This is a genomic window from Silvimonas iriomotensis, from assembly GCF_014645535.1.
Taxonomy (GTDB): domain Bacteria; phylum Pseudomonadota; class Gammaproteobacteria; order Burkholderiales; family Chitinibacteraceae; genus Silvimonas; species Silvimonas iriomotensis.
On sequence record NZ_BMLX01000009.1, the window covers coordinates 88,622 to 110,854 of the forward strand.

Below are 22,233 nucleotides of genomic sequence, written 5' to 3' on the forward strand. Positions count from 1 at the left end.
TCTGGTCTTTTGTTGATCATGCTGTTTCACACGACCGTTCAGTCTGGAGCGCAGCATAACCACTATTGCCGGGTGAGGCACTACACTTCGTCAGCATAACTTGTAAGTTTATCGGCTTTATTAAGCAAATAGGAAATTGCTTATACAGACGGTAGCAACAAGAGCTTGCGCAAAGGGGTGGGAATACCAGCCGCCAGCGCCTCCTGGCGGGTAAACCAGCGCGTCAGGTCCGACTTGAGCGCACTGGCGCCGACCACCCGTGCCGGCTGCGGCGTAATGGTCAGCCGGAAATGCGTGAACACGTGGACCAGTTCCGGCAATGCCGGTTCCAGCGCAATATGCATGCCGTAACGCGTGGCAAAGTCGGTCTCTGCCTCCAGTGTGGAAGTGGTTTCCGGCAAAGCCCACAAACCGCCCCAGATGCCGGTGGGCGGGCGCTGCTCCAGCAAGATGCGGTCGCCATCGTGCACCATCAGCATGACAGTCTGGCGTTCCGGAATCTTCTTTTTGGGTTTGGGCACAGGCAGTTCCAGCTGGCGGCCTTCGCGGCGCGCCACACAGTCGTCCTGCATGGGGCAGGTCAGGCAGGCCGGTTTTTTGGGCGTACAGACGGTGGCGCCCAGGTCCATGATGGCCTGGGTATAGGCCGGCATATCGGCACTGCCAGGCAACAAGGATTGCGCAAGATCCCACATGCGGGTTTCGATGGCTTTGCTGGCCACGTTGCCGTCAATACCGGCCCAGCGCGCCAGCACGCGTTTGACGTTGCCATCCAGAATGGCAGAACGCGTGTTGAAGCTGAAAGCGGCAATGGCCGCTGCCGTGGAGCGGCCGACGCCAGGCAGCGTTGCGATGTCTTCTGGCGTGTGCGGAAACACGCCACTGAAGTCTGTCATCACTTTTTTGGCCGCAGCGTGCAGATTGCGGGCGCGGGTGTAATAACCCAGGCCCGCCCACAGGGCCATCACGTCATCGTGCGGGGCTTGCGCCAGGTCTGCCACCGTAGGGCAGCGCGCCAGAAAACGCGCGTAGTACGGGATAACGGTGGTCACCTGGGTCTGCTGCAGCATGATCTCTGACAACCAGACACGGTAAGGGTCGCTGACTTGCCAGGGCAGATCATGACGACCATGGCTGGCATGCCAGGCAAGCAGGCGTTCGGCAAACGGGGCGGTCACGGCTTATTTCTTTTTGGGTGGCGTGGGTGCAGCCGGGGCAGGTTTGCCCTTCTGCTTTTGCGCGGCTTTGGCAGCGGCAGCGCGGGATGCGGCGGCTTTCTCTGCCGCGGCTTTCTGGCGGGCGATGAACTGTTCTTTCACGCTGGCATAGTCAACGTGGTAATCCGGAGAGGCCAGCGGACCAGACAAGGTAATGGGCAAGGTCAGGCCGGCCAGACTGGCCAGTTCCGGCAGGCGGGAACTGGTCGAGGCCTGCATCTGGTAGTCGATATAACCCTGGCCCAGATTGATGGCGCCGCTGCCGGTCAGCTTGACCACGCCGGTACCCACGGCCAGATCATTGTTGCGGGCTACGCCGTCCTTGATCTGCAGGCTGGCCTGCAACTGGGTGAAGCGGGTGCGGGCGTCGTTGTCGGACGGTTGTGTTACCTCTGACCCCAGCAGCGCCAGTTGCTTGCTGGTATTGCGCAGCAAGGCTTCCACGTCGATCCCGCGGATCGCGCCTTCTTTCAGTTGCAGGTGGGCGTTGCCGTTGGTGGTGCGGCGCAGGTCTTCCAGCGAGGTGCCGCGGGCAGAGATATCCAGATCAACCTGGCCACGCCCCTCAAACCGGCTGGTGTCCAGTACATCGACCAGCAAGGTGTTGATATTGGTATCGGTCAGGCGCTGGCGGGCCCGGAAAACCGGCATGTCACCGGTAGTATCGATCTGCATGTTGCCAGAGAGGCGGCCTTCGTACAGCGTGGCCTGCAGCGGGTCCATGGTCAGCTTGCGGTCACGTGCGCTGAAGTTCATGGCGATGTCGTCGACATGCAGGTTCTTGACCACCAGCTCGCCAATGCGTACCTGACCCTGGGCGCGGGCATGCTGCAGCCAGGTGAAGTCGATGTCCTTGCTTTGATCAACCTGCCGCGCGCCTTCACTCACCACCGGCAAATACGGTGTCAGATCAAGCCGGCTGATATTGAAGTCGAACTGATATTCCGGCTGCACAAAGTCGTTGACGCCCAGGCTCATCGACACCGGTTCATGATCCAGCTGGCCGTTGCTGGCCAGATGCAGAAATTCAGAGCGCAGATCCAGTGTGCTGGTGCCGGTCAGTTGCAGGCCGATCTCGCCGCGCGGCAGCGCCGTGTTGCTATAGCTGCCGGTCAGTTTGTAGGCGGGCAAAGAGAACCGCGCGCCGCCCTGCATTTCCAGCGGGCTGACAAACTGGGCCGTCAATTTCTGGCCAGGGCTATCGAGCACGACATCGATACTGGCGTTGTCGGCACGCAGCAACCCGCCTTGTGCACCGGCCAGACGTGGCACTTTCATGTTCGCCGTCAGGTGATTGCCGGGGCTCTTCATATCGACTTGCAGCTTGAGCTTGTCCAGCGACAGCACATTGCGCGCCACGCGGATGTCCGGCAGATCCAGCTCGCCGGTCCAGTGCTGGTCCGCCCGTTTGCCGGATGCCGACACATGCAGATCGCCCCCGTTCAGGCGCAGGGGTTGCCAGCCATAAACCAGGTTGCCGGCCACGCTGACTTCGGCATCAGAGATCCGCAGCGCGGGCGCGCTGTCGCCTTGTTGCATCAGGTTGAGTTTGAGGTCCGCCACTAGCAGGCGCCGTTCCTGCGCGTGGTAACGCATGGCCGCCGCACCCTTGATCCGGCCACGCCATTGCACGGCGTGGGTGGGGCCGATCTGCAGATCACCTTCCAGCGACAGCTCACCGTTTTTTGGATCGCCCAGCTTGTCCATATGCCATTGCAGGCGGGCCAGGCGGAAATATTCGTTCAGACCGTTATCGCGGTAGACCAGATCGCCATCATTGAAAGCCACCCGGTCGATATCGAAATTGATGCCGGTACCGCTATCGCGTTTTTGCAGCAGGTCATCAAAGTTGTAGGTGCCATCGGGCTGGCGCTCGATATGCACCTGCGGGTGGTCCAGATCCAGCCGGTGCACAACCACAGCGCGCGATCGCAACAGCGGCCACATCGAGAGTTCGACCCGTACGTGATCGGCCTGCGCAAAAATCTGGTCCGGATGGCGCGGCTCGCTCAGCGTGACCTTGTCCAGCAGCAGCGCCGGGCGCGGCAAAATGACAAGGCGAGTGCGTCCCTGCACGGAAAGTGCACGCTGGGTATCATGCGACATTTGTGCGGCCAGGGCTGCCTGGGCAAAATCTGCCTGGACGAACCAGGGCACAATGCCGATCACGGCGATCAGGGCCGCAATCAGCAAAAGCACAAGTCGGAAAGGTCGGGAGTGACGCAGGTCCATCTGGAGCGATGCTGGTTTTTGTGTAAGTATGGGTTGCCGATGGTCTTGGGATTATCCCTAACAGGCCGGGATTAAGCAAAGAGCAGATGCTCTATGGATTGGTTCCCGCATTCAGATGTGCTGACGTTCACAGCGAATACACATAACAATTTTGCCCGGAGTTGCAATGCCGTTTCGTACCGAGATCAAGGTTCGTGGGTACCACCTCGACCTGTATGGCCACGTGAACAACGCGCGCTACCTTGAGTTTCTGGAAGAAGCGCGCTGGGCAATGATGGAGTCTCACGGCGATCTTGAGTGGTTCATGCAACGGCAGTACGCGCTGGTCGTCAGCCGTATTGATATCCGCTACAAGCGGCCGGCCACCATGGGCGACCTGCTGGTGGTGGAAACCCGCTCCGGCCCGATGGGCGAGCGCCACGCCATTGTCGAACAACGCATTGTGCGGGCCGATAATGGCAAAGTCGTGGCCGAGGCGGACGTCACCATCGCGGTGATTCACGCCGACGTGCAAGGCGCGCTGCCCATGGAAGGCGATATTGCCGACCGCTTCAAGCAGCTGGCCGGGGAGTAACCAACATGCGCCGTGTGATCGGGGTGATGCTGGCGCTGTTGATGTTGACGCTGGCCGGGTGCAGCGGTTTGCCGATGAGCTGGGAAAAGCCGCGCATCTCGCTGGCGGGTTTCACGCTCAAGGACGCCACGTTCTTCCAGCAGCGCTTTGTACTGGCGCTGACCGTGCAAAACCCCAACAATATTTCTGTCGCTGTATCGGGCCTGGACGCGCGTTTGTCGGTCAACGGCTTTGAAATGGCGCAAGGCGTGTCCAACGAACAGGTCACCATTCCGGCGCTGGGCGAAGTCACCCTGCATATCGAGGTGGTGAGCAATATTGCGCAACTGGTCAAACAGCTGCGCGCGCTCAAGGGCGATGAAGTGCCCAGCTACAAGCTGACAGGGCGGATTTACCTGCCGGTCAAGCCAGACGGCATTGCCTTCAGCAAGAGTGGCGACATGCCCCCGCGTGACGACTGGCTGCCCAAGAACCTGCGCTTCTGACCGCCAGCCTGCACGGGCGGTGCTAGCTGAAAAAACCGGAACCGGCGTTCCGGTTTTTTTATGGGCGGCACGTTCGGTAAAGACAAGGCGGCCGGGCAAGGTATAATCGTCTGTTTTGTCAGGCAGTTCCTGGATACCTCATGCCGCAAGCCCGGATTGAATCACTGGACCACGAAGGTCACGGCGTTGCCCGCGTCGAAGGCAAAACCATTTTTGTCGATGGTGCGTTGCCGTTCGAAACCGTCACCTATAACACCTATCGCAAAAAGCCCAATTTCGAGAACGCGCAGGCCATGCAGATTCTCACCGAGAGCTTTATGCGCACCAAGCCCAAGTGCCCGCACTTTGGCGTGTGCGGCGGCTGTTCCATGCAACATATGGAATTTACCGCCCAGGTGGCCGCCAAGCAGCGCGTGCTGGAAGACAATCTGGAGCGGATCGGCAATGTCGAGGCTGAAACCATGCTGCCGGCCATTTACGGCCCGCAATGGGGCTACCGCCATCGCGCGCGCCTGTCGGTGCGTGATGTCGCCAAGAAGGGCGGGGTGCTGGTCGGCTTTCATGAAAAGCGCTCGTCATTCATTGCCGACATGACCGAATGCCACGTACTGCCCAAGTTCATCTCTGACCAGCTGGTGCCACTGCGTGAACTCGTCGGCAAGCTGTCTATTTACAACCGCATGCCGCAGATTGAACTGGCTGTCGGTGAGAACGTCACGGTGCTGGTGTTCCGCAATATGGATGCGATCACCGCGGACGACGAAGCCCACTTCAAGGCCTATGCCGATCAGTGGAAAGTGCAGATCTGGCTGCAACCCAAGGGCCCGGACACTGCGTACCCGCTGTACCCCAAAGACGCCCCGGCGCTGACTTACGAGCTGCCCGAATACAACATCACCATGCCGTTCAAGCCGACCGAGTTCACACAGGTGAACCACGCCGTGAACCGCGTGATGGTCGACCGCGCCATGCGTCTGCTGGACCCGCAACCGGGCGAAGTCATTGCCGATATGTTCTGCGGTCTGGGTAATTTCACCCTGCCGATTGCCCGCCGTGGCGCCAAAGTGCTGGGCATGGAAGGCCTGCAACAACTGGTCGACCGCGCCTTTGAAGGCGCCCGTTTCAACAAGCTGGAACACCTGACCGACTTCAAGGTGGCCAACCTGTTTGAAATGACCGAAGAATGGCTGGATAAACTGGGCCACTTCGACAAAATGCTGATCGACCCGCCGCGTGATGGCGCCATGGAACTGGTGAAATCCATCAGCGCCGAGCACGGCCCCAAGCGCATCGTGTACGTGTCCTGTAGCCCGTCCACCCTGGCGCGTGACGCCAATGTGCTGGTCAACGTGAAGGGCTACAAGCTCAAGTCCGCCGGCGTGGTGAACATGTTCCCGCACACGGGCCATGTGGAATCGATGGCGCTGTTTGAGAAGGATTGAGCGCACGCTGTGCGTTACAGCATGAAAAGCCCCGCGACTTTTGACGCGGGGCTTTTTCATTGAGGTGTCGACTAGCAGGAGTTCACGATCAGGCCTGGGCACCTTGCATAAAAAAAACCGGCCAGTGCCGGTTCTTTTCAGGGGGAGCATCACTGCTCAGACATAGGTATCAATCGCCCGTCCAATGGTGCTGATGCCGCTGCCCACTGCAGACACCCCGCTCCCGATGGCCGAAACCGCAGTACCCACGACGGTTGCAGCCGCGCCGACGGTTTCAGCCACCGCGCGCACGGGCAGGGAGCCCACGCTTGTCACAAGACTCGGGGCATAGGCAACAAGGGCGCTGGAAACAATAGAATTCATGGACGTGTCCGCCGGCGGCTTTGAATGGGTAAAACCAATGCTTTCAATGTAACAGCTATGTAGCGGCTTGGCAGCTTTGTATCAACGGATACTCATATGCTGTTGCGATATTCTTGCACATTTGCTGCCGCTTTCCCACGTCGGGAAAGTATCAGCCCATGCTGCCCAGCTTGTTCATCAACCCGGCCAGCGTGGCGCGGCCTTCGGTTTTGGTGACCTGGTTCTGGCCATTGTCCGGGGCCAGGCGGCCGGTGACACGGATTTCATCGGGCGGCAGTTCCCGCAAGAAGCGGGAGGGTTCGACAATCTGCCACTCGCCGGCGCGGCGGCGCTTGCCGCAATAGCTGATGGTCAGCGAGCGCTGGGCGCGGGTGATGCCCACGTACATCAGACGGCGTTCTTCTTCCACCATGCCGCTTTCAATCGAGTTGGCGTGCGGCAGGATATCTTCCTCGCAGCCAATCAGGAACACATGCGGGTATTCCAGACCCTTGGAGGCATGCAGCGTGGACATGCGCACGGCGTCTACTTCTTCTTCGTCGCGGCCTTCGAGCATGGTGATCAGTGCGATGGTCTGCGTGACCTCGATCAGGTTCTTGCCTTTGTCTTCACCGTGTTTGGTGACCCAGCCGACAAAGTCCTGCACGTTCTTCCACTTGGCTTCAGCGGGTTTGGGGTCGTCGCTGTCGTAAAGCCAGGTTTCGTAATCGATGGATTGCAACAGTTCGGTCAGGACCGAGCCGGCGTTTTCCCGCTGCGCGCGTGGTTGCATGCGGTTGATGAATTCGCAGAAGGTTTGCAGCGGTTCGTATTGCTGGGGTTGAACCTGGTGGATAAAGCCTTCTTCAAACGCGGCCGCAAACAGCGAAATCTGCCGCTGGTTGGCATAGGCGCCCAGGCGTTCCAGCGTGACATTGCCGACGCCGCGTTTGGGCGTGGTAATGGCGCGGATAAACGCCGGATCATCGTCTTCATTGGCAATCAGCCGCAGGTACGACAACACGTCCTTGATTTCAGCCCGGTCAAAGAACGACTGGCCGCCCGCCATGACGTAGGGAATACGATGCTCGCGCAGTTGCGTCTCGATGATCCGCGCCTGGTGGTTGCCGCGGTACAGCACGGCGTAGTCGCTGAATTTGGTGTTGTTCAGAAACTTGTGGTTGAGCATGTTCATGGCCACCATCTCGGCCTCGGCTTCTTCGCTCTTGGCTTCGATGACCTGAATGGGGTCACCGATGCCCAGATCAGACCACAGCGTTTTCTCGAACAATTTGGGGTTGTTGCTGATCACCGCGTTGGCACATTTCAGAATGCGCGCAACCGAGCGGTAGTTTTGCTCCAGCTTGATCAGTTCCAGGCTGGGGAAGTCGGTTTTCAGCAGCGCCAGGTTTTCAACATTGGCGCCGCGCCAGGCGTAAATGGACTGATCATCGTCACCCACGGCAGTGAACTTGCCTGCTTTGCCAGTCAGTTGCTTGAGCAACTCGTACTGGGTGTTGTTGGTGTCCTGGTATTCGTCGATCAGCAGATAGCGCAGCCGCTGCTGCCACTTGGCGCAGACCGCTTCTTCCTGGGCAAACAGATCCACCGGCAGCCGGATCAGGTCGTCAAAGTCGACAGCCTGATAGGCCTGCAGCGTGTCCTGATACTGGCGGTAGATTTTGGCCAGATGCAGTTCACCTTCAGAATCCGCGCCCAGCAAGGCTTTATCGGGCGAGACGCGGTCCGCCTTGAGCATGGAAATGCGCGAGATCGTGGTGCGGATCAGCTGTTTGTCGGTGGTGGTGAGAATGTCAGAGATGATCTTCCACTGATCGCCACTATCCAGAATGGAGAACTGCGGCTTGTAGCCGAGGTATTTTGCTTCTTCGCGCAAGATACGCATGCCCAGCGAGTGAAACGTGCTCACCGTCAGCCCGCGCAGTTTGTCCGGTGGCAACAAGGTGCCGACCCGCTCGTTCATTTCACGCGCGGCCTTGTTGGTAAAGGTAATGGCGGCGATATTGCGCGCGTCCATCTGCGCTGCGGTGATCAGGTAAGCAATCTTTTGCGTGATCACCCGGGTCTTGCCTGAGCCCGCGCCCGCCAGCACAAGGCAGGGGCCGTCCAGGTATTTCACAGCCGCGCGTTGCGGCGGGTTCAGGTGATCAAGATTCATGGGGGTGTTTGTTCAATCAGGGCGTGACCGGCGAAGGCGGCTATTTTACCGGGGATGCTGCCGGGCGTGGCGGTGATCTGGCAAATGGTGCTGCCGGGGTCTGGCCGGCGGCGGCGCTGGTTTGCAGAACGGATCAGAACGATCCGGAAAACTGGAAGCGGGCGCCAGGATGCCAGAGCGTGACATCGGTGGCGATCTGCTCATGCGCCCAGGTGCGCCGCTGCAAGACCAGACACGGATCGCCCGCCAGCATGCGCAGGTGCTGGCGGATGCCGGCATCGGGCAGGCGCGCGGTGATGACGTATTCGGCGCGTTGCAGCGGGGCCTCACGCGTCATGTAATCACTGGGCGTGAGCTGGGCAAAGTCTTGCTCCAGATAACGCGGGTAGAGGTGCGGGTTGACGTAGCGGTCTTCGACCTGGATCGGTTCGCCGTTTTCAAAATGCACAATACAGGAGTGATACGCGTACTCATTGCCGGTCAGACCCAGCGTGCTCAGGGCAGCGGGGTCGGTGGTGCGCTCCAGCAGTAATACTGCGCTGCTGTGCACGTCGCCGCGGCTTTCTATTTCAGCGGCAATGCTCCTGATCTGGATCAGCGTGGACTGGTAGCGTTTGGCGTTCACAAACGTGCCGGCGCCCTGAACCCGGGAGAGCAACTGGTCTGCCGTCAGTTCACGCAGTGCCCGGTGTACGGTCATGCGGGACACGCCAAACTGTTTGACGAGGTCATGTTCGGACGGGATCACGCTGCCAGCGGGCCAGGCGCCAGTTTCAATCTGCCGCCGCACGTAGTCCTTGATGCGGGCATAAGCAGGCGCGGGGCGTTGAACGGGCATGGCGGGCTCAGACGGGGGTGACGCCGCAATATAGCATGCGGCGCCCGGCGCTTACCGGCTCAGCGCTCGTGTTCGGGCGGGGTGGTGGGGGCGGTGGGTTGCGAGACCACAATGCGGTTGCGGCCGGCGTCTTTGGCCTGGTACAGCGCGGTATCGGCCCGCAGCGTCAGTTCTTGCAGGCTCTCTTCAACCGACCAGTGCGCCAGACCGCCGCTCATGGTGTAAGAGGCCAGGTTATCGCCAATGCGCATGGTATTGGCCTCGACCAGTGCGCGCAGGCGTTCAGAGATAGACCGCGCTTCAGCCGGGCTGGCGCCGTAAAGCAACAGGCCGAACTCTTCCCCGCCCAGACGGCCAAGACAATCTGCCGCGCGCAGGGCGCTGTGCATGATCAGCGTGAAATCGCGCAGGACTTCGTCGCCGACGGCGTGACCAAAACGGTCATTGATGGATTTGAAGTGATCGATATCCAGCAGCAACAACGATACCGGCCGCCCGCTGCGCGCCGCCGTGGCCATCTGGCGCGTGGCCTGCTCGATAAACGCCTTGCGTGAGAGTGCGTTGGTCAGGAAGTCGCGGCTGGCCACTTCTTCAGATGCAGTCAAGATGGCGTCATGGGCCATGACCACTGCGCCCATGGTCAGGCCGGGGATCACCACTGCGCCCAGCGCCAGGAAGGTCAGATTGAGCGCCGAGTAATCCGTGAACCAGTATTTCAGCTCCGGGTGCAGCAGATACAGCACGCAGCGGGCCAGATACGCCAGGGCCAGCACCAGCGCAAAGCCACCGGTGAAGTCATGGCCGTGGGTGGAGCGGGTCTTGGGATGATGGCGCAGGATGGTGTAGCCAATCATGACATCGAGCGTGCCATGGTAAATGGAGGTTACCACCACGCGCAGATTGAAGTAATCCACGTAAAAACGCAGCGCGCCCAGAATAATCGTGTACACCACCAGGCTGATCAGAAGCGGGCGCACCGGCACGCTGAGCTGGGCAAAGCGGCGGCAACCGGCATAAAACATGCAGATCGCCGCGCCCAGCAAGGCGTTGCCCAGCACGATGGGAATGAACGCAAACCCCAGCGGCGAAGCCAGATAGCAACCCAGCGCGGCCAGTTCCAGCACATTGGCCCACAACCATTCACGCACGCCGGGCAGGCCGCTGCGACGCAACGACATCAGCACCAGCAGCATCATGAAGTTGAGCAGTGCCGTCACAGCGATAAGAAAGGCGGGGCTCGTCATGCTTTGTTCCGGCTACGACTGCCGGCCTGATTGATCAAGGTGTATTTTATGAAATGGTTATGCATCCGTCATTGTGGCAACGGCGGATTGACGCGTGTGCAAAATTCGTCCTGCTGGCGCAAACATGTATCGTGCAGCGAACAGAAAAACCGTGCTGGTGTGATGGCTTGAGCGGCCTGTGGTGCCGCGGGCCTGATCATCAGCATCGTCCCGGGCGGCAGCCGGCGCCAGTGACACCGTGCAAGGTGGTTCCGCGAGCGGTCGTACACATGCCCGCAACCGAATAACGGTTATACGCCCTGGCGGGGCAGTCATCGCGGTATGAAGTGTTAGATTGAAATCATCCATTCCCTCACATCAAGGGCGGAACCCGTTTCATGAATACACGCGCCATCCAGTTCTGGTATCGCGGGCAGATCCACAAAGTGGATAACGCCGTCCCCACGCGCTCGGTGCTGCAGCACCTGCGGGAGGACATGCATTGCACCGGCAGCAAGGAAGGATGTGCCGAAGGCGATTGCGGCGCCTGTACCGTCGTGCTGGGCGAAGAAGTTGATGGCGAGTTGCGTCTGCGCGCGGTCAACAGTTGCATCCAGTTCTTGCCGACACTTGATGGCAAAGCGCTGTTTACCGTTGAAGACGTGGGCACCCCGGCGCATTTGCACCCGGTGCAACAAGCCATGGTCGAATGCCATGGTTCGCAATGCGGTTTCTGCACGCCGGGTTTTGTCATGAGCCTGTGGGCCATGTACCAGAACGCGCCCACCTGCCCGGGGCGTGAGGCCATCACCGATGCGATCTCTGGCAACCTGTGCCGCTGCACAGGCTATCGGCCGATTCTGGATGCCGCAAAGGCGGCGTATGCCTTGCCGCGCAAAGCGCTGGATACCGCGCCGATTCTGTCGGCGCTGGCCAGGCTGGCTTTGTTGCCGCCCTTGCATTATCAGTCGCACGGCCATCACTTTTTTGCCCCGCGCCGGCTGAGCGAGTTGCTGTTGCTCCGCGCCGAGCACCCGCATGCCAAATTGCTGGCGGGATCGACGGATGTCGGTTTGTGGGTGACCAAACAATTGCGGGAACTGGGCGACGTGATTTATCTGGGCCAGATCGCAGAACTCAAACGCATTGAAACCGTGGAACAAGGGCTGGAGATTGGCGCCGGCGTGGCGCTGGCTGATGCCTTTGCCGCGCTGATCCAGCAAGAGCCGCAATGGCTGGAGCTGGCGCGGCGGTTTGCCTCGGTACCGGTACGCAATGCCGGGACACTGGGCGGCAATGTGGTGAACGGCTCGCCCATTGGCGACAGCATGCCGGCCTTGATGGCGCTGGGAGCGCGGCTGGTTTTGTGGGGCGGCGACTACCGGCGCGAATTGCCGCTGGAAGCGTTTTATCTGGGCTATCAGCAAAACGCGCTGGAACCGGGTGAGATTCTGGAGAAAATCTGCGTGCCCGATGCCCCGGCGCAGGGCCGGTTGTTCCGCACCTGGAAAGTCTCCAAACGCTACGAACAGGATATTTCTGCCGTGTGCGGTGCGTTCATGCTGCAAGTAGACCGGCACGGGCTGATTGGCGATGCCCGCATTGCGTTTGGCGGCATGGCCGCGACGCCCAAACGCGCGCCCAACGCAGAAATGGCGCTGATCGGGCAGCGCTGGAATGCCGATACCGCCGAAGCCGCCGTGCAGGCGCTGGCAGATGACTACCAGCCACTGACTGATCTGCGCGCCAGCGCCGACTACCGCAAAGAGATCGCCGCCAGTCTGCTGCGCCGTTTCTGGCTGGAAACCGGCGCCGGTGTCGCGATCACCCGCCTTGGCCAGATTCATGAGGTGAGCGCATGAACATGCAGCGTGATCCCGGCCCACCCGCAGGCACCCAGGTCGGCAAGTCGTTGCCGCATGAAAGCGCCACGCTGCATGTCACCGGTACGGCGGCCTATACCGATGACTTGCCGGAACTGACCGGAACCCTGCATGCCGCGCTGGGCCTGTCGAGCATTGCCCACGGCCGGGTGATCCGCATGGAGCTGGATGCCGTGCGCGCATATCCGGGCGTGCAGGCGGTGATCATGGCCAGTGATATTCCTGGCGCCAACAACTGTGGCGTCGTGATTCACGATGAACCCATTCTGGCCGACAACGACATCCAGTTTTACGGACAACCACTTTTTGCCGTGGCGGCACGCTCGCATGAGGTCGCCCGCCGCGCGGTGCGGCTGGCGAAGATTGAATACGAATCGCTGCCGGCGATTCTGGACATGGACGAAGCCATTGCCGCGCAGTCCTGGGTGTTGCCGCCGGCAGAGATGGCGCGCGGTGATGCCGCCAGCGCGCTGGCCGCCGCGCCGCACTGCCTGACGGGTTTTGCCAAAGTGGGCGGGCAGGAACATTTTTATCTGGAAGGGCAAATTGCCTATGCCGTGCCCCGGCCCGATGACAGCCTGCATGTGTATTGCTCCACTCAGCATCCAACCGAAATGCAGCACCTGGTGGCGCATGCGCTGGGCTGGCGCTCGCATCAGGTCAGCGTGGAATGCCGGCGCCTGGGCGGTGGCTTTGGCGGTAAAGAATCGCAATCGGGCCAGTGGGCTTGTCTGGCTGCCCTGCTGGCCTGGCAGACCGGGCGGCCGGTGAAATTGCGGCTGGATCGCGACGACGACATCACCATCACCGGCAAGCGGCATCCGTTTCAGTGTCATTGGGAAGCGGGCTTTGACGAGTACGGTCTGCTGCAGGGGGTGAAGATCGAACTGGCGTCCAATTGCGGGTTTTCGGCCGATTTGTCCGGGCCGGTGAATGACCGGGCGCTGTGTCATCTGGATAACGCCTACTACCTGGACGCCGTGGCCATTCGCAGTTTGCGCTGCAAGACCAACACGGTTTCCGCCACGGCGTTCCGGGGTTTTGGTGGCCCGCAGGGCATGTTCATGATTGAAAGCATCATGGATGACGTGGCGCGCCACTTGCGGCTTGATCCACTGGCGGTGCGCCAGCGTAATCTCTACGGCCCGGCCGCCGGGCACGAACGCAACGTGACGCATTACGGCATGACTGTCGAGGACAACATCCTGCCGCAGTTGCTGGCGCAACTGGTAGAGACCAGCGACTACCACGCCCGTCGCAAAGCCATGGCGACCTTCAACGCCAATAGCCCCGTGATCAAGCGCGGGCTGGCACTGACGCCGGTGAAGTTCGGTATCTCGTTCAACGCCACGCTGTTCAACCAGGCCGGCGCGGTGGTCATGGTGTATGCCGATGGCACGGTGCTGGTCACGCATGGCGGTACGGAAATGGGGCAGGGGCTGTACACCAAAATCCGCCAGATCGTGGCCGAAGTATTCGGCCTGCCCGTGGCCGACATCCGCTTTACCGCAACCGATACCTCCCGGGTGCCCAATACCTCGGCCACGGCGGCATCCAGCGGGACTGACATCAACGGCCAGGCCGTGCATGCAGCGGCCATGACCATCCGTGGCCGACTGGCAGCGCTGGTCGCCCAGTTAAGTGAATGCCAGCCAGAGCAGGTGCGCTTTGTCGATGGCCGCGTCTACGCGCCCGGGTTTTCTGAAGATTTTGCCGATATCACCCGCCGCGCCTATGCCGCACGCATCCAGTTATGGAGCGATGGTTATTACCGCACACCCAAAATCCACTGGGACCCGGCCACCCGCACCGGGCGCCCGTTCTTTTACTTTGCCTACGGCGCCGCGGTAAGCGAAGTCGCCATTGATACATTGACCGGCGAGATGAAAGTCTTGCGCGCCGACATCTTGCATGATGTCGGGCGCTCGATTAACCCGGCGCTGGATACCGGCCAGATCGAGGGCGGCTTTATTCAGGGCATGGGCTGGCTGACGTCCGAGGAATTGTGCTGGCAGCAAGCCGGTGCCCAGCGCGGACGGCTGAATAGCCATGCGCCGTCGACCTACAAAATCCCCACCGGTTTTGATGTGCCGGAAGTCTTCAACGTGGCGCTGTTTGACGGCGAGAATCTGGAGGAGTCCATCTACCGCTCCAAAGCCGTGGGCGAGCCGCCGCTCATGCTGGCGCTGTCTGTGTTTTTTGCGGTGCGCGATGCCGTCGCCGCCGCGTGTGGCCCGGGCAGCCGCCCGCCCCTGGTGGCTCCGGCCACGCCGGAAAGCATCTTGCGCGCACTCAGACACGGGCGGGAGGGCGCATGAGCCACTGGATGCAGCAACTCGCCCGGCGGCTGGCGCAGGGCGACGATCAAGTGCTGGTGACTGTCGCCCGGGCCGAGGGCTCCACCCCGCGCGATGCCGGTACGGTCATGCTGGTGGGGCCCGCCGATACGCACGACACCATCGGCGGCGGCCATCTGGAATGGGAAGCCATCACCATGGCGCGGGTGCTGCTGGCAGGCGGCCCGCAGCAGGCGCTGTTGCGTTTCAGCCTGGGCGCCAGACTGGGTCAGTGTTGCGGCGGCGTGGTCTGGCTGGCGCTGGAACGCATCAGCGCGACAGAGGCGTCCGCATGGCAACAACGGGCGCTGGCGCTACGCGAGGGCGCAGTGGTGACGCGGCAGTTACGTAGCACTGGTCAGGGTTCGGACTGGCACAACGTGCCGGCCACGGATCACAGCGCAACGACCACGCTGGAAGGGGATCTGAAAGCCTGGTCGCTGACGCAGACCTGGTTGCCGCACCCGTTTACCGTCATGTTGTTCGGCGCGGGCCACGTCGGCGCGGCGCTGGTGCATGTGCTGGCGCCGCTGGGCATCAGACTGCAGTGGATTGATGAGCGCGAGACGCTGTTTGGCGACATGGCTATCTGGCCCGATAACGTGCAATGCATCGCCACCGATACGCCGCAGGCCGATATCGCCGCCGCAGCGCCCGGCACCTGCTTTTTGCTGATGACGCATAACCACGCGCTGGATTTCGAACTGTGCCAGGCCATCTTCAAGCGGGATGATTTTGACTACTTCGGCATGATTGGTTCGCACAGCAAAAGGGTTACTTTCGAGCATCGCCTGCGGGATCGCGGCGTGCCGGTGGCGCGCTTCAAAGAAATGATCTGCCCGATCGGCGTGCCCGGCATCACCACCAAAGAGCCTGCCGCCATTGCCATTGCCGTGGCCGCGCAATTGTTGCAAGTGCGGGAGCGAAGACGGGTGCTGGGCCGGCGGCTGGCGCATACATCCAATGATCACACCCTGGCTGACCCGCCGCCGAATCAATCCTCAGAGCGCGTGTGAATCAGCCCCGTGCGTGCGGGCGGCATTGATCGCGCCCACGACAACCCGAATCCAACTATCATATCTATATGGCATCTCCCGCTCATCTCATCGTCCGTGGCAGCATCCTGCATTTTCTGCAGGACCCCGCGCAGTACCCGGATGCGGAGGCGTTCCAGTATCTGGACGACGGCTACCTGTGGCTGGCGGACGGCATCGTGCAAGGCACGGGAAACTGGCAACAACTGGGCGAGATCCCGGCCGCCGCGCGTGAGCATGCAACCTGGGCGGATCACAGCGGCCAGCTGATCTTGCCAGGCCTTGTCGATACCCATATGCATTACGTTCAGGCGGGCATGATCGGCTCTTTTGGTTGCCGCCTGCTGGACTGGCTGAACGATTACACCTTCCCGGCTGAAGCCGCGTTTGCTGATCCGGACGTCGCCCGCGTTACCGCAAAGTTTGTGATCGAGCGCTTGCTGGCGCATGGCACAACCACGGCCTCGGTCTTTGGCAGCGTGCATCCGCAATCGGTCGATGCCTTTATGGCAGAAGCGGCGCAGCGCGGACTGCGCATGCTCTGCGGCAAAGCCATGATGGATAGATACTGCCCGCCCGAAGTGCGCGATACCGCGGAACAATCGGGCCGGGACAGCGCAGACCTGATCAGCCGCTGGCACGGCAAGGGCCGGCTGCGCTACACGATCACGCCACGCTTTGCGCCGACTTCCACCCCGGAACAACTGGGCATTGCCGGCGAGTTGTATCGCTCAAAGCCAGACCTGCATGTGCAGTCGCATCTGGCAGAAAACGACAAGGAAGTCGCCTGGGTAGCCGAGTTATTCCCGCAACAGCGCGATTATCTGGATGTCTACGAACACTTCGGCCTGACCGGCCCGCGCACGATCTACGGGCACTGCATTCATCTGACCGACCGTGAACAGGCGGCCATGGCGGCCAGCGGCACGGCGGCGGCCTTCTGCCCGACATCCAATCTGTTCCTGGGGAGTGGCATGTTCGATTACCACAGCGTGGCAGGCGCCGGAGTTCGCGTCGGGCTGGCGACGGATGTGGGCGGCGGCACCTCCCTGAGCATGATCCGCACGCTGGCCGAGGCCTACAAGGTCTCGCAGGCGCGGCATCACCCGTTGTCTCCCATGCGCGGCTGGTATCTGGCCACGCTGGGCGGTGCGCGGGCGCTTTATCTGGATGAAGTCATCGGCAATTTCGCGCCGGGGCGGGAAGGGGACTTCATCGTCCTCAAACTGGATGCCACGCCGGAGCTGGCGTTTCGCATGGCGCGCGCCCGCACGCTGGCCGAGCGCCTGTTTGCGCTGACCACGCTGGGCGACGAGCGCTGCGTGGCGGCAACCTACATCATGGGGCAGCGCGCACATTGATCGGGGCCACCCTTCGGGCGCGCTGGTGCAGTTACCTGACTACCGCTTTTCGCTGGCAGCGGGGTCGGCAGGGCTCCGGTTACGACAAGATGCTGCTGTTCACCGCGCGCTGGCCCATTCCGTTTGACAGCTATCTGATCCGCTATCCGGAAGGCGCGCATATTCCACCGCATACCGATCCGGTGCAGGACGGCCGTCATTACCGGCTGAACATCATTCTCAAAGCGCCGCGCGCCGGGGGCGAGTTTGTCTGTGCCACGCCCATCTATGCGTCACGCCGCATCAAATTGTTCCGGCCGGATGCGTGCGAGCACAGCGTGACGCGGGTGGAAGGCGGCAGCCGCTATGTGTTGTCGGTGGGCTGGGTGTGCAAATAACTTCTGCCTTAGCCTGGTTCATCTGACGACACGCCGCCAACGCGCTGGTGGAATTCGGCAATGGATTCGCTGGAATAACGCTGGAACTGCTGATCCTGCGGCTTGATATCTGCCACCACCCAGTCCGGTTTGAATTCCAGCATCATATGCACGGTTTCTGGTGTGGCGGGCAAGGGCGTATCAATGGCCGAAGCGAACGGGTGGATCAACTCTGGCCATTGCGCGTCGTACACCCACAAGGCCGTACCGCATTCGCCGCAAAAATGCCGCTCGGCGCTGCTGATATGCGTGCGCGCATCTTCCGGATTTTTCACCCGCGCGTGATACATGCGAATGTGCTCGCGACCGTGCACGTCCAGCGTATCGGCCAGCGCGCCCAGGTTGATGGCATAACCGCCGCCGCCCTGGGTTTTGCGGCAAATGCTGCAATAGCAGCGCTGGTAAGGCAGGGGATGCGGGCACTGGACGGTAAAACTGACCGCGCCGCACTGGCAGGAACCTTCAAGCAACATGGCTTTTTCCTTTTCCGCTTGCGGCACACGCCGCGCCTGTAAACAGTATGGCGTGCGGCGCTGCGTTTCGCGGTCCGGCGCAGCACCTGTCGGCCTGGCGGACAGGTCTGACGTCATCTTATGAACAAGGAGCACGGATGAATCTGCAATTGCAATGGCTGGTCTGGAGTATCGCGCTGGGCCTTGTCTATCTGATGGCGTATGCCTGCGTGATTCTCAAATCCGAGGGCGTCATGTGGACTGCCGGCCCGCGGGATGAAGGCCAGCCACAACAGGGCCTGGCCGGGCGGCTGGCGCGGGCGCAGCGCAACTATATGGAAACCTGGCCCTTTTTTGCGGCGGCGGTGTTGCTGGCGCATGTCCTGGCGCGGGAATCCGCCCAGACTGAATGGGGCTGCCTGATCTATTTCTGGGCGCGCGTGGCCTATCTGCCGCTCTATGCCTTTGGCGTACCCTGGCTGCGTTCGCTGGCCTGGGTGGTGTCCATGCTGGGCCTTGTCATGGTGCTGGCGGCGCTGTTCTGATCCAGTCGCTCATCTGGCGCCGTCTTTGAACCACTGCGCGAACTGCGCCCGTTCGGCGTCGGTCATTCCGGTCAGGTTCCCCAGTGGCATGGCTTTCATCTGCACCACCTGCTGGAAGATTTTGGGCGCATTGGCGCGCACGGCGTCGTCCGTATCAAATTTGATGCCATTGGGGGCGCTGGGCATCCGGGTGGGTTTTTCTGAATGACAGGCCATGCAGCGGTCGGCAATGATCGGGCGGATATCTACCAGCGTGGTGGTGCGTGCGCTCTGGGCGGTGGTCGGTTGCGCTTTGGGCGCGTGGGTGATGAATACCGCCAATAGCAGGATCAGCCCCGCGGCCGGGTATTGCCAGCGATAGATCCCCTTGTGCCGCAAATTGAAAAAATGCCGGGTCAGCGCCGCCGCCAGCAGCAGCACCGCCAGCGTCAGCCCCGGTTGCGGGCCGCTATATATAAATGCGTAGTGGTTGCTCAGCATGCAAAAGATGACGGGCAACACCAGATAGTTGTTGTGCACACTGCGCTGCTTGCCGCGTTTGCCGTGCACGGGCTCCGGGGTCTGGCCGGCGCGCATGGCGGCCACCATTTTTTTCTGGCCCGGAATGATCCAGAAAAACACATTGGCGCTCATCGTGGTGGCGATCATCGCCCCGACATGCAAAAACGCCGCGCGGCCAGAGAGTAAATGGCACAGCACAAACCCCGTGATGACCACAAAGCCGTAGTAGATCGCACCAAACAATAAAGGGCTGCGATTGAACAGCAAGCGGCACAGCCCGTCGTACACCAGCCAGCCCGTCACCAGCGTGGCCATCCCGGTCAGCACGGCGGCGCCTGGCGTCTGGATCGCGCTGTTGGCGTCGATCATGTAAACCCCGGCCTGGGAGTAATACAGCGCCCCCATCAAAAAGAAGCCGGACAACCAGGTTGAATAAGACTCCCATTTGAACCAGTGCAGTTCATCCGGCAACTGGCGGGGGGCCAGCAGGTATTTTTGCGGGTTATAAAAGCCGCCGCCATGCACCGCCCACAATTCGCCGCCCACGCCTTTCTCAATCAAGACCGGATCAACCGGCGCTTTCAGGCTGTTATCCAGCCAGATGAAATAAAAAGAAGAGCCCACCCAGGCAATGGCAAAGATGACATGCATCCAGCGCAACAGCATGGACGCGCATTCGATCACGTAGCTGGCATCCATCGGCGCCTAGCTCCCGCGGTAGGTGGAGTAGCTCCACGGCGAGACCAGCAGTGGCACGTGATAGCCTGCAGCCGGATTGGCAATGCCAAAACGCAGCACAACAATATCCAGGAACGGAGGATCGGGCAGGGCCACGCGCTGCAGCCTGAAATAGGCGGCGACTTCAAACTGCAGTTCATAGACACCGGCGGTGAACAAATCGCCGCTCAACAGCGGCTGATCGACGCGGCCATCTTTATTGGTATGCCCCTCAAACACGCTTTGCGGGCCCGCCGGGGTAATGCGCAGCAAGCGCAGGCGCATGCCCCCCGCCGGCTGGCCGTGCGCTGTATCCAGAACATGAACCGAGAGCTTGCCCATATGCCTGCCAGATCCGTGAGGAGACGTAGTCGATTATAGAAGCCCGGCGCGGCATCGCCGGGCCCCCTGCGGTGCATAACGACTATGCCTGCGGCCAGATAGCGCGGCGTGGCGGCACTGGCGCGCTCATGTGGCGGCAGACAGGAACTCTATAAACGACATCACCTTGTTGAAGCCGGGTCGTGTCTCATACAGTTGAACAACACGGCACGCCTGACCCGGAGTCTCCATGGCCACCCTTTATACTCTTGCCGGTTTATCCACGTTCTCGCAGCCAGAGTTTGTCGCTGCCCTGGGCGATTTGTATGAGCACTCGCCCTGGGTGGCCGCCGATGCCTGGCAAGCCAGACCCTTTACCAGCGTGGCGGCTTTGCAGACGGCCTTGAGCCAGAGCATGCGCGCAGCCGGCGCAGATCAGCAGCTGGCGCTGATTCGCGCCCACCCTGAGCTGGTAGGTCGCGCGGCGGTGCGTGGCGAACTCACGCAGGATTCCCGGTCAGAACAAGCCGGCGCCGGGCTTGATCAATGTTCGGCGGAGGAGTTCGCGCAGATCCAGTTGCTCAACGCGGCCTGGCAACAGAAGTTTGGCTTTCCCTTTGTGATTGCCGTGCGTGGGCTGGACCGCGCCACCATCATTGCCCGCATGCAGGAACGCCTGGCGCATGACGCGCCCGCAGAAATGGCCGAAGCGCTGAACCAGATCGACCGCATAGCAGCCCTGCGTCTGGCCCAGCGTCTTGCGGATCATTAAGTCAGGCCGCAGCCAGTTGTCTGGCCCGTGCTTCAAGCATGCTGGCGCCATAGCTGCGGGCCACGCTGGCCACCTGTTCGCGGAACCAGCGGCATTCCTCGCCATGATGGCTGCGGTCATGCCACAACATATAGAACTGCATGCGCGGAAACTCGATCGGCGCCTGAGACATCGCCAGCGGCATGTGGTCGCAGAAATACTCGGCAAACATGCGCGGGCCAGAGAAGATCATCTCTGTCTGCATTAATAGATAAGGCACCAGATTAAAGTAGGGCACGTAAGCCACTACATTGCGCTTGAGTCGCTCACGCGCCAGATGCAGATCAATCACCCCGCGCTGACCCACAGAATAGGGGTTGGGTACCAGATGCTCTGCTTCTGCATATTCAGTGATGGTGAGCTTGCGGCCCGCCAGCGGGTGATCTTCCCGCATCAGACACACCACCTCATCTTCAAACAAGGGCAGCATGCGCAGATGTTCTGGCGGTTGCGGCCAGTTGCCAATCACCGCATCCAGATCACCGTTCTCCAGCGCACGCACATAATCGTAATCCTGCCCCAGCGAGTGAAACGCCACTTGCGACTGCGGCGCCAGTTTGCGCAAGCGGGCGACGATCTGGGCAATCAGCGTGGCATTCAGATAATCCGGCGTTGCAATGTTGAAGATGCGGCGGGACTGGGCGGCATCAAACTTCACCTGCTGCATGGCGATGGTCTCGATCTGCTGCAGGGCAATCTTCACCGGCTCCAGCAACGCCATCCCGCGTTCAGTCGGCGTCATGCCATTGCGGCTGCGCACCAGCAACTGATCACCCAGCATGTCACGCAGACGCCGCAGCGCAGTACTCACCGCCGGTTGCGACTGGTTAAGCCGGCGCGCGGCATTGGACACGCTGCATTCGGTCAACAGCGCATGCAGCACGCGCAACAGATGTACATCGATTGATTCCCACGCATATTGCCCGGCCATGACTGGCTCCTTGCTCGTTGGATGAATCCATAAAAGCAAACGCCGTTCCAGCCAGACCGCAAAGTCATCAGGACTGACTGATTACGTACATCCAGATAGATATATAGCGCCGGTGCGCGCAAAGACATGTGCCAATGTGGTGCAAACGGCCGGCACAGCGGCGCTAACAGGGCGTAGATACAGGGGGTAGAAGCAGGTCAAACCGGGCGGGAAATCTTTTTGTCACAAAAGATCGCTTTCAAATCAGCACTTTGATGGACAAGAAGAGGAAATATTGCAGGAGGGTGTTGACGGGTGTCGGGGAGGTCCGTATAGTTCGGTTTCTCCGCTGCAGACACAACAGCGAAACAGCGAAAACGAAGAGTCTAGCAGGTTTCGTAGTGGATGTGGCAA

20 protein-coding genes are annotated in these 22,233 nt (G+C 60.9%); 10 read left to right on the forward strand and 10 right to left on the reverse strand.

The features are described 5' to 3' along the window. Window positions 1-140 precede the first annotated feature (140 nt). Together mutY and IEX57_RS20445 are read right to left on the reverse strand one after the other, a co-directional pair. Window positions 141-1,178 carry an A/G-specific adenine glycosylase gene (gene mutY / locus IEX57_RS20440; protein WP_188707042.1) on the reverse strand — a complete coding sequence of 346 codons (1,038 nt, stop codon included), beginning with the start codon at window positions 1,176-1,178 and terminating at the stop codon, window positions 141-143. 3 nt (window positions 1,179-1,181) lie between these two features. After that, a complete protein-coding gene (locus IEX57_RS20445; protein ID WP_188707044.1) occupies window positions 1,182-3,449 on the reverse strand; it encodes an AsmA family protein in 2,268 nt (755 codons plus the stop codon). 166 nt (window positions 3,450-3,615) lie between these two features. Between IEX57_RS20445 and IEX57_RS20450 the strand changes: the two genes are divergently transcribed. The 3 genes from IEX57_RS20450 to rlmD all read left to right on the forward strand — a co-directional run bounded on the left by IEX57_RS20450 (window position 3,616) and on the right by rlmD (window position 5,950). Further along, complete coding sequence (locus IEX57_RS20450) at window positions 3,616-4,023, forward strand: acyl-CoA thioesterase (protein ID WP_188707046.1); 408 nt, start codon at window positions 3,616-3,618, stop codon at window positions 4,021-4,023. Between the two features lie 5 nt (window positions 4,024-4,028). Then, a complete protein-coding gene (locus IEX57_RS20455; RefSeq protein ID WP_188707048.1) occupies window positions 4,029-4,508 on the forward strand; it encodes an LEA/WHy family protein in 480 nt (159 codons plus the stop codon). A 140-nt stretch (window positions 4,509-4,648) separates the two neighbouring features. Beyond that, window positions 4,649-5,950, forward strand: a complete 1,302-nt coding sequence (rlmD, locus tag IEX57_RS20460; RefSeq protein ID WP_188707050.1) for a 23S rRNA (uracil(1939)-C(5))-methyltransferase RlmD — start codon at window positions 4,649-4,651, stop codon at window positions 5,948-5,950. Between the two features lie 156 nt (window positions 5,951-6,106). On the opposite strand, the gene IEX57_RS20465 is transcribed toward rlmD, so the two are convergent. The 4 genes from IEX57_RS20465 to IEX57_RS20480 all read right to left on the reverse strand — a co-directional run bounded on the left by IEX57_RS20465 (window position 6,107) and on the right by IEX57_RS20480 (window position 10,553). Beyond that, window positions 6,107-6,313: a hypothetical protein gene (locus IEX57_RS20465; protein ID WP_188697980.1), complete on the reverse strand. Its 207-nt coding sequence runs from the start codon at window positions 6,311-6,313 to the stop codon at window positions 6,107-6,109. Window positions 6,314-6,464: 151 nt separating this feature from the next. Continuing rightward, window positions 6,465-8,471 (reverse strand): UvrD-helicase domain-containing protein, encoded by a 2,007-nt coding sequence (locus IEX57_RS20470; RefSeq protein ID WP_188707052.1) that lies wholly within the window; start codon window positions 8,469-8,471, stop codon window positions 6,465-6,467. Window positions 8,472-8,604: 133 nt separating this feature from the next. Beyond that, window positions 8,605-9,309: a histidine utilization transcriptional repressor HutC gene (gene hutC, locus IEX57_RS20475; protein ID WP_188707054.1), complete on the reverse strand. Its 705-nt coding sequence runs from the start codon at window positions 9,307-9,309 to the stop codon at window positions 8,605-8,607. Window positions 9,310-9,368: 59 nt separating this feature from the next. Continuing rightward, window positions 9,369-10,553: a GGDEF domain-containing protein gene (locus IEX57_RS20480; protein ID WP_188707056.1), complete on the reverse strand. Its 1,185-nt coding sequence runs from the start codon at window positions 10,551-10,553 to the stop codon at window positions 9,369-9,371. Between the two features lie 377 nt (window positions 10,554-10,930). Here IEX57_RS20480 and xdhA point away from each other — a divergent pair, with 377 nt between their 5' ends. From xdhA to IEX57_RS20505, 5 genes are all read left to right on the forward strand, one after another. Next, window positions 10,931-12,394 (forward strand): xanthine dehydrogenase small subunit, encoded by a 1,464-nt coding sequence (gene xdhA / locus IEX57_RS20485; RefSeq protein WP_188707057.1) that lies wholly within the window; start codon window positions 10,931-10,933, stop codon window positions 12,392-12,394. Then, window positions 12,391-14,733, forward strand: coding sequence for a xanthine dehydrogenase molybdopterin binding subunit (gene xdhB / locus IEX57_RS20490; RefSeq protein WP_188707059.1), 2,343 nt, complete (start codon window positions 12,391-12,393; stop codon window positions 14,731-14,733). Before xdhA ends, xdhB begins: the two co-directional genes overlap by 4 nt. Continuing rightward, the gene (gene xdhC / locus IEX57_RS20495; RefSeq protein WP_188707061.1) at window positions 14,730-15,767 is read left to right on the forward strand and encodes a xanthine dehydrogenase accessory protein XdhC; all 1,038 of its coding nucleotides are present in this window, start codon (window positions 14,730-14,732) and stop codon (window positions 15,765-15,767) included. Before xdhB ends, xdhC begins: the two co-directional genes overlap by 4 nt. A gap of 68 nt (window positions 15,768-15,835) precedes the next feature. Continuing rightward, window positions 15,836-17,146 (forward strand): guanine deaminase, encoded by a 1,311-nt coding sequence (gene guaD, locus IEX57_RS20500; protein ID WP_188707063.1) that lies wholly within the window; start codon window positions 15,836-15,838, stop codon window positions 17,144-17,146. A gap of 89 nt (window positions 17,147-17,235) precedes the next feature. Further along, the gene (locus IEX57_RS20505) at window positions 17,236-17,523 is read left to right on the forward strand and encodes a 2OG-Fe(II) oxygenase family protein (RefSeq protein WP_229709156.1); all 288 of its coding nucleotides are present in this window, start codon (window positions 17,236-17,238) and stop codon (window positions 17,521-17,523) included. A gap of 8 nt (window positions 17,524-17,531) precedes the next feature. Here the strand turns inward: IEX57_RS20505 and IEX57_RS20510 are convergent, their stop codons facing one another. Continuing rightward, the gene (locus tag IEX57_RS20510) at window positions 17,532-18,035 is read right to left on the reverse strand and encodes a GFA family protein (protein ID WP_188707066.1); all 504 of its coding nucleotides are present in this window, start codon (window positions 18,033-18,035) and stop codon (window positions 17,532-17,534) included. Between the two features lie 137 nt (window positions 18,036-18,172). On the opposite strand from IEX57_RS20510, the gene IEX57_RS20515 reads away from it, so the two are divergent. Continuing rightward, window positions 18,173-18,559: an MAPEG family protein gene (locus IEX57_RS20515; protein WP_188707067.1), complete on the forward strand. Its 387-nt coding sequence runs from the start codon at window positions 18,173-18,175 to the stop codon at window positions 18,557-18,559. 9 nt (window positions 18,560-18,568) lie between these two features. Here the strand turns inward: IEX57_RS20515 and IEX57_RS20520 are convergent, their stop codons facing one another. Together IEX57_RS20520 and uraH are read right to left on the reverse strand one after the other, a co-directional pair. Further along, complete coding sequence (locus tag IEX57_RS20520) at window positions 18,569-19,759, reverse strand: urate hydroxylase PuuD (protein ID WP_188707069.1); 1,191 nt, start codon at window positions 19,757-19,759, stop codon at window positions 18,569-18,571. Window positions 19,760-19,765: 6 nt separating this feature from the next. Beyond that, window positions 19,766-20,119, reverse strand: coding sequence for a hydroxyisourate hydrolase (gene uraH / locus IEX57_RS20525; protein ID WP_188707071.1), 354 nt, complete (start codon window positions 20,117-20,119; stop codon window positions 19,766-19,768). A 229-nt stretch (window positions 20,120-20,348) separates the two neighbouring features. Here uraH and uraD point away from each other — a divergent pair, with 229 nt between their 5' ends. Beyond that, complete coding sequence (gene uraD / locus IEX57_RS20530; protein ID WP_188707073.1) at window positions 20,349-20,870, forward strand: 2-oxo-4-hydroxy-4-carboxy-5-ureidoimidazoline decarboxylase; 522 nt, start codon at window positions 20,349-20,351, stop codon at window positions 20,868-20,870. Window position 20,871: 1 nt separating this feature from the next. Here the strand turns inward: uraD and IEX57_RS20535 are convergent, their stop codons facing one another. Continuing rightward, window positions 20,872-21,840: a LysR substrate-binding domain-containing protein gene (locus IEX57_RS20535; protein WP_188707075.1), complete on the reverse strand. Its 969-nt coding sequence runs from the start codon at window positions 21,838-21,840 to the stop codon at window positions 20,872-20,874. Window positions 21,841-22,233: the final 393 nt, after the last annotated feature.

Excerpts from the sequence above, each read along its gene's own strand:
- IEX57_RS20445 (WP_188707044.1), bottom strand. The coding sequence starts at position 3,449 with ATGGACCTGCGTCACTCCCGACCTTTCCGACTTGTGCTTTTGCTGATT.
- IEX57_RS20450 (WP_188707046.1), top strand. The coding sequence starts at position 3,616 with ATGCCGTTTCGTACCGAGATCAAGGTTCGTGGGTACCACCTCGACCTG.
- IEX57_RS20455 (WP_188707048.1), top strand. The coding sequence starts at position 4,029 with ATGCGCCGTGTGATCGGGGTGATGCTGGCGCTGTTGATGTTGACGCTG.
- rlmD (WP_188707050.1), top strand. The coding sequence starts at position 4,649 with ATGCCGCAAGCCCGGATTGAATCACTGGACCACGAAGGTCACGGCGTT.
- IEX57_RS20465 (WP_188697980.1), bottom strand. The coding sequence starts at position 6,313 with ATGAATTCTATTGTTTCCAGCGCCCTTGTTGCCTATGCCCCGAGTCTT.
- IEX57_RS20470 (WP_188707052.1), bottom strand. The coding sequence starts at position 8,471 with ATGAATCTTGATCACCTGAACCCGCCGCAACGCGCGGCTGTGAAATAC.
- hutC (WP_188707054.1), bottom strand. The coding sequence starts at position 9,309 with ATGCCCGTTCAACGCCCCGCGCCTGCTTATGCCCGCATCAAGGACTAC.
- IEX57_RS20480 (WP_188707056.1), bottom strand. The coding sequence starts at position 10,553 with ATGACGAGCCCCGCCTTTCTTATCGCTGTGACGGCACTGCTCAACTTC.
- xdhA (WP_188707057.1), top strand. The coding sequence starts at position 10,931 with ATGAATACACGCGCCATCCAGTTCTGGTATCGCGGGCAGATCCACAAA.
- xdhB (WP_188707059.1), top strand. The coding sequence starts at position 12,391 with ATGAACATGCAGCGTGATCCCGGCCCACCCGCAGGCACCCAGGTCGGC.
- xdhC (WP_188707061.1), top strand. The coding sequence starts at position 14,730 with ATGAGCCACTGGATGCAGCAACTCGCCCGGCGGCTGGCGCAGGGCGAC.
- guaD (WP_188707063.1), top strand. The coding sequence starts at position 15,836 with ATGGCATCTCCCGCTCATCTCATCGTCCGTGGCAGCATCCTGCATTTT.
- IEX57_RS20505 (WP_229709156.1), top strand. The coding sequence starts at position 17,236 with ATGCTGCTGTTCACCGCGCGCTGGCCCATTCCGTTTGACAGCTATCTG.
- IEX57_RS20510 (WP_188707066.1), bottom strand. The coding sequence starts at position 18,035 with ATGTTGCTTGAAGGTTCCTGCCAGTGCGGCGCGGTCAGTTTTACCGTC.
- IEX57_RS20515 (WP_188707067.1), top strand. The coding sequence starts at position 18,173 with ATGAATCTGCAATTGCAATGGCTGGTCTGGAGTATCGCGCTGGGCCTT.
- IEX57_RS20520 (WP_188707069.1), bottom strand. The coding sequence starts at position 19,759 with ATGGATGCCAGCTACGTGATCGAATGCGCGTCCATGCTGTTGCGCTGG.
- uraH (WP_188707071.1), bottom strand. The coding sequence starts at position 20,119 with ATGGGCAAGCTCTCGGTTCATGTTCTGGATACAGCGCACGGCCAGCCG.
- uraD (WP_188707073.1), top strand. The coding sequence starts at position 20,349 with ATGGCCACCCTTTATACTCTTGCCGGTTTATCCACGTTCTCGCAGCCA.
- IEX57_RS20535 (WP_188707075.1), bottom strand. The coding sequence starts at position 21,840 with ATGGCCGGGCAATATGCGTGGGAATCAATCGATGTACATCTGTTGCGC.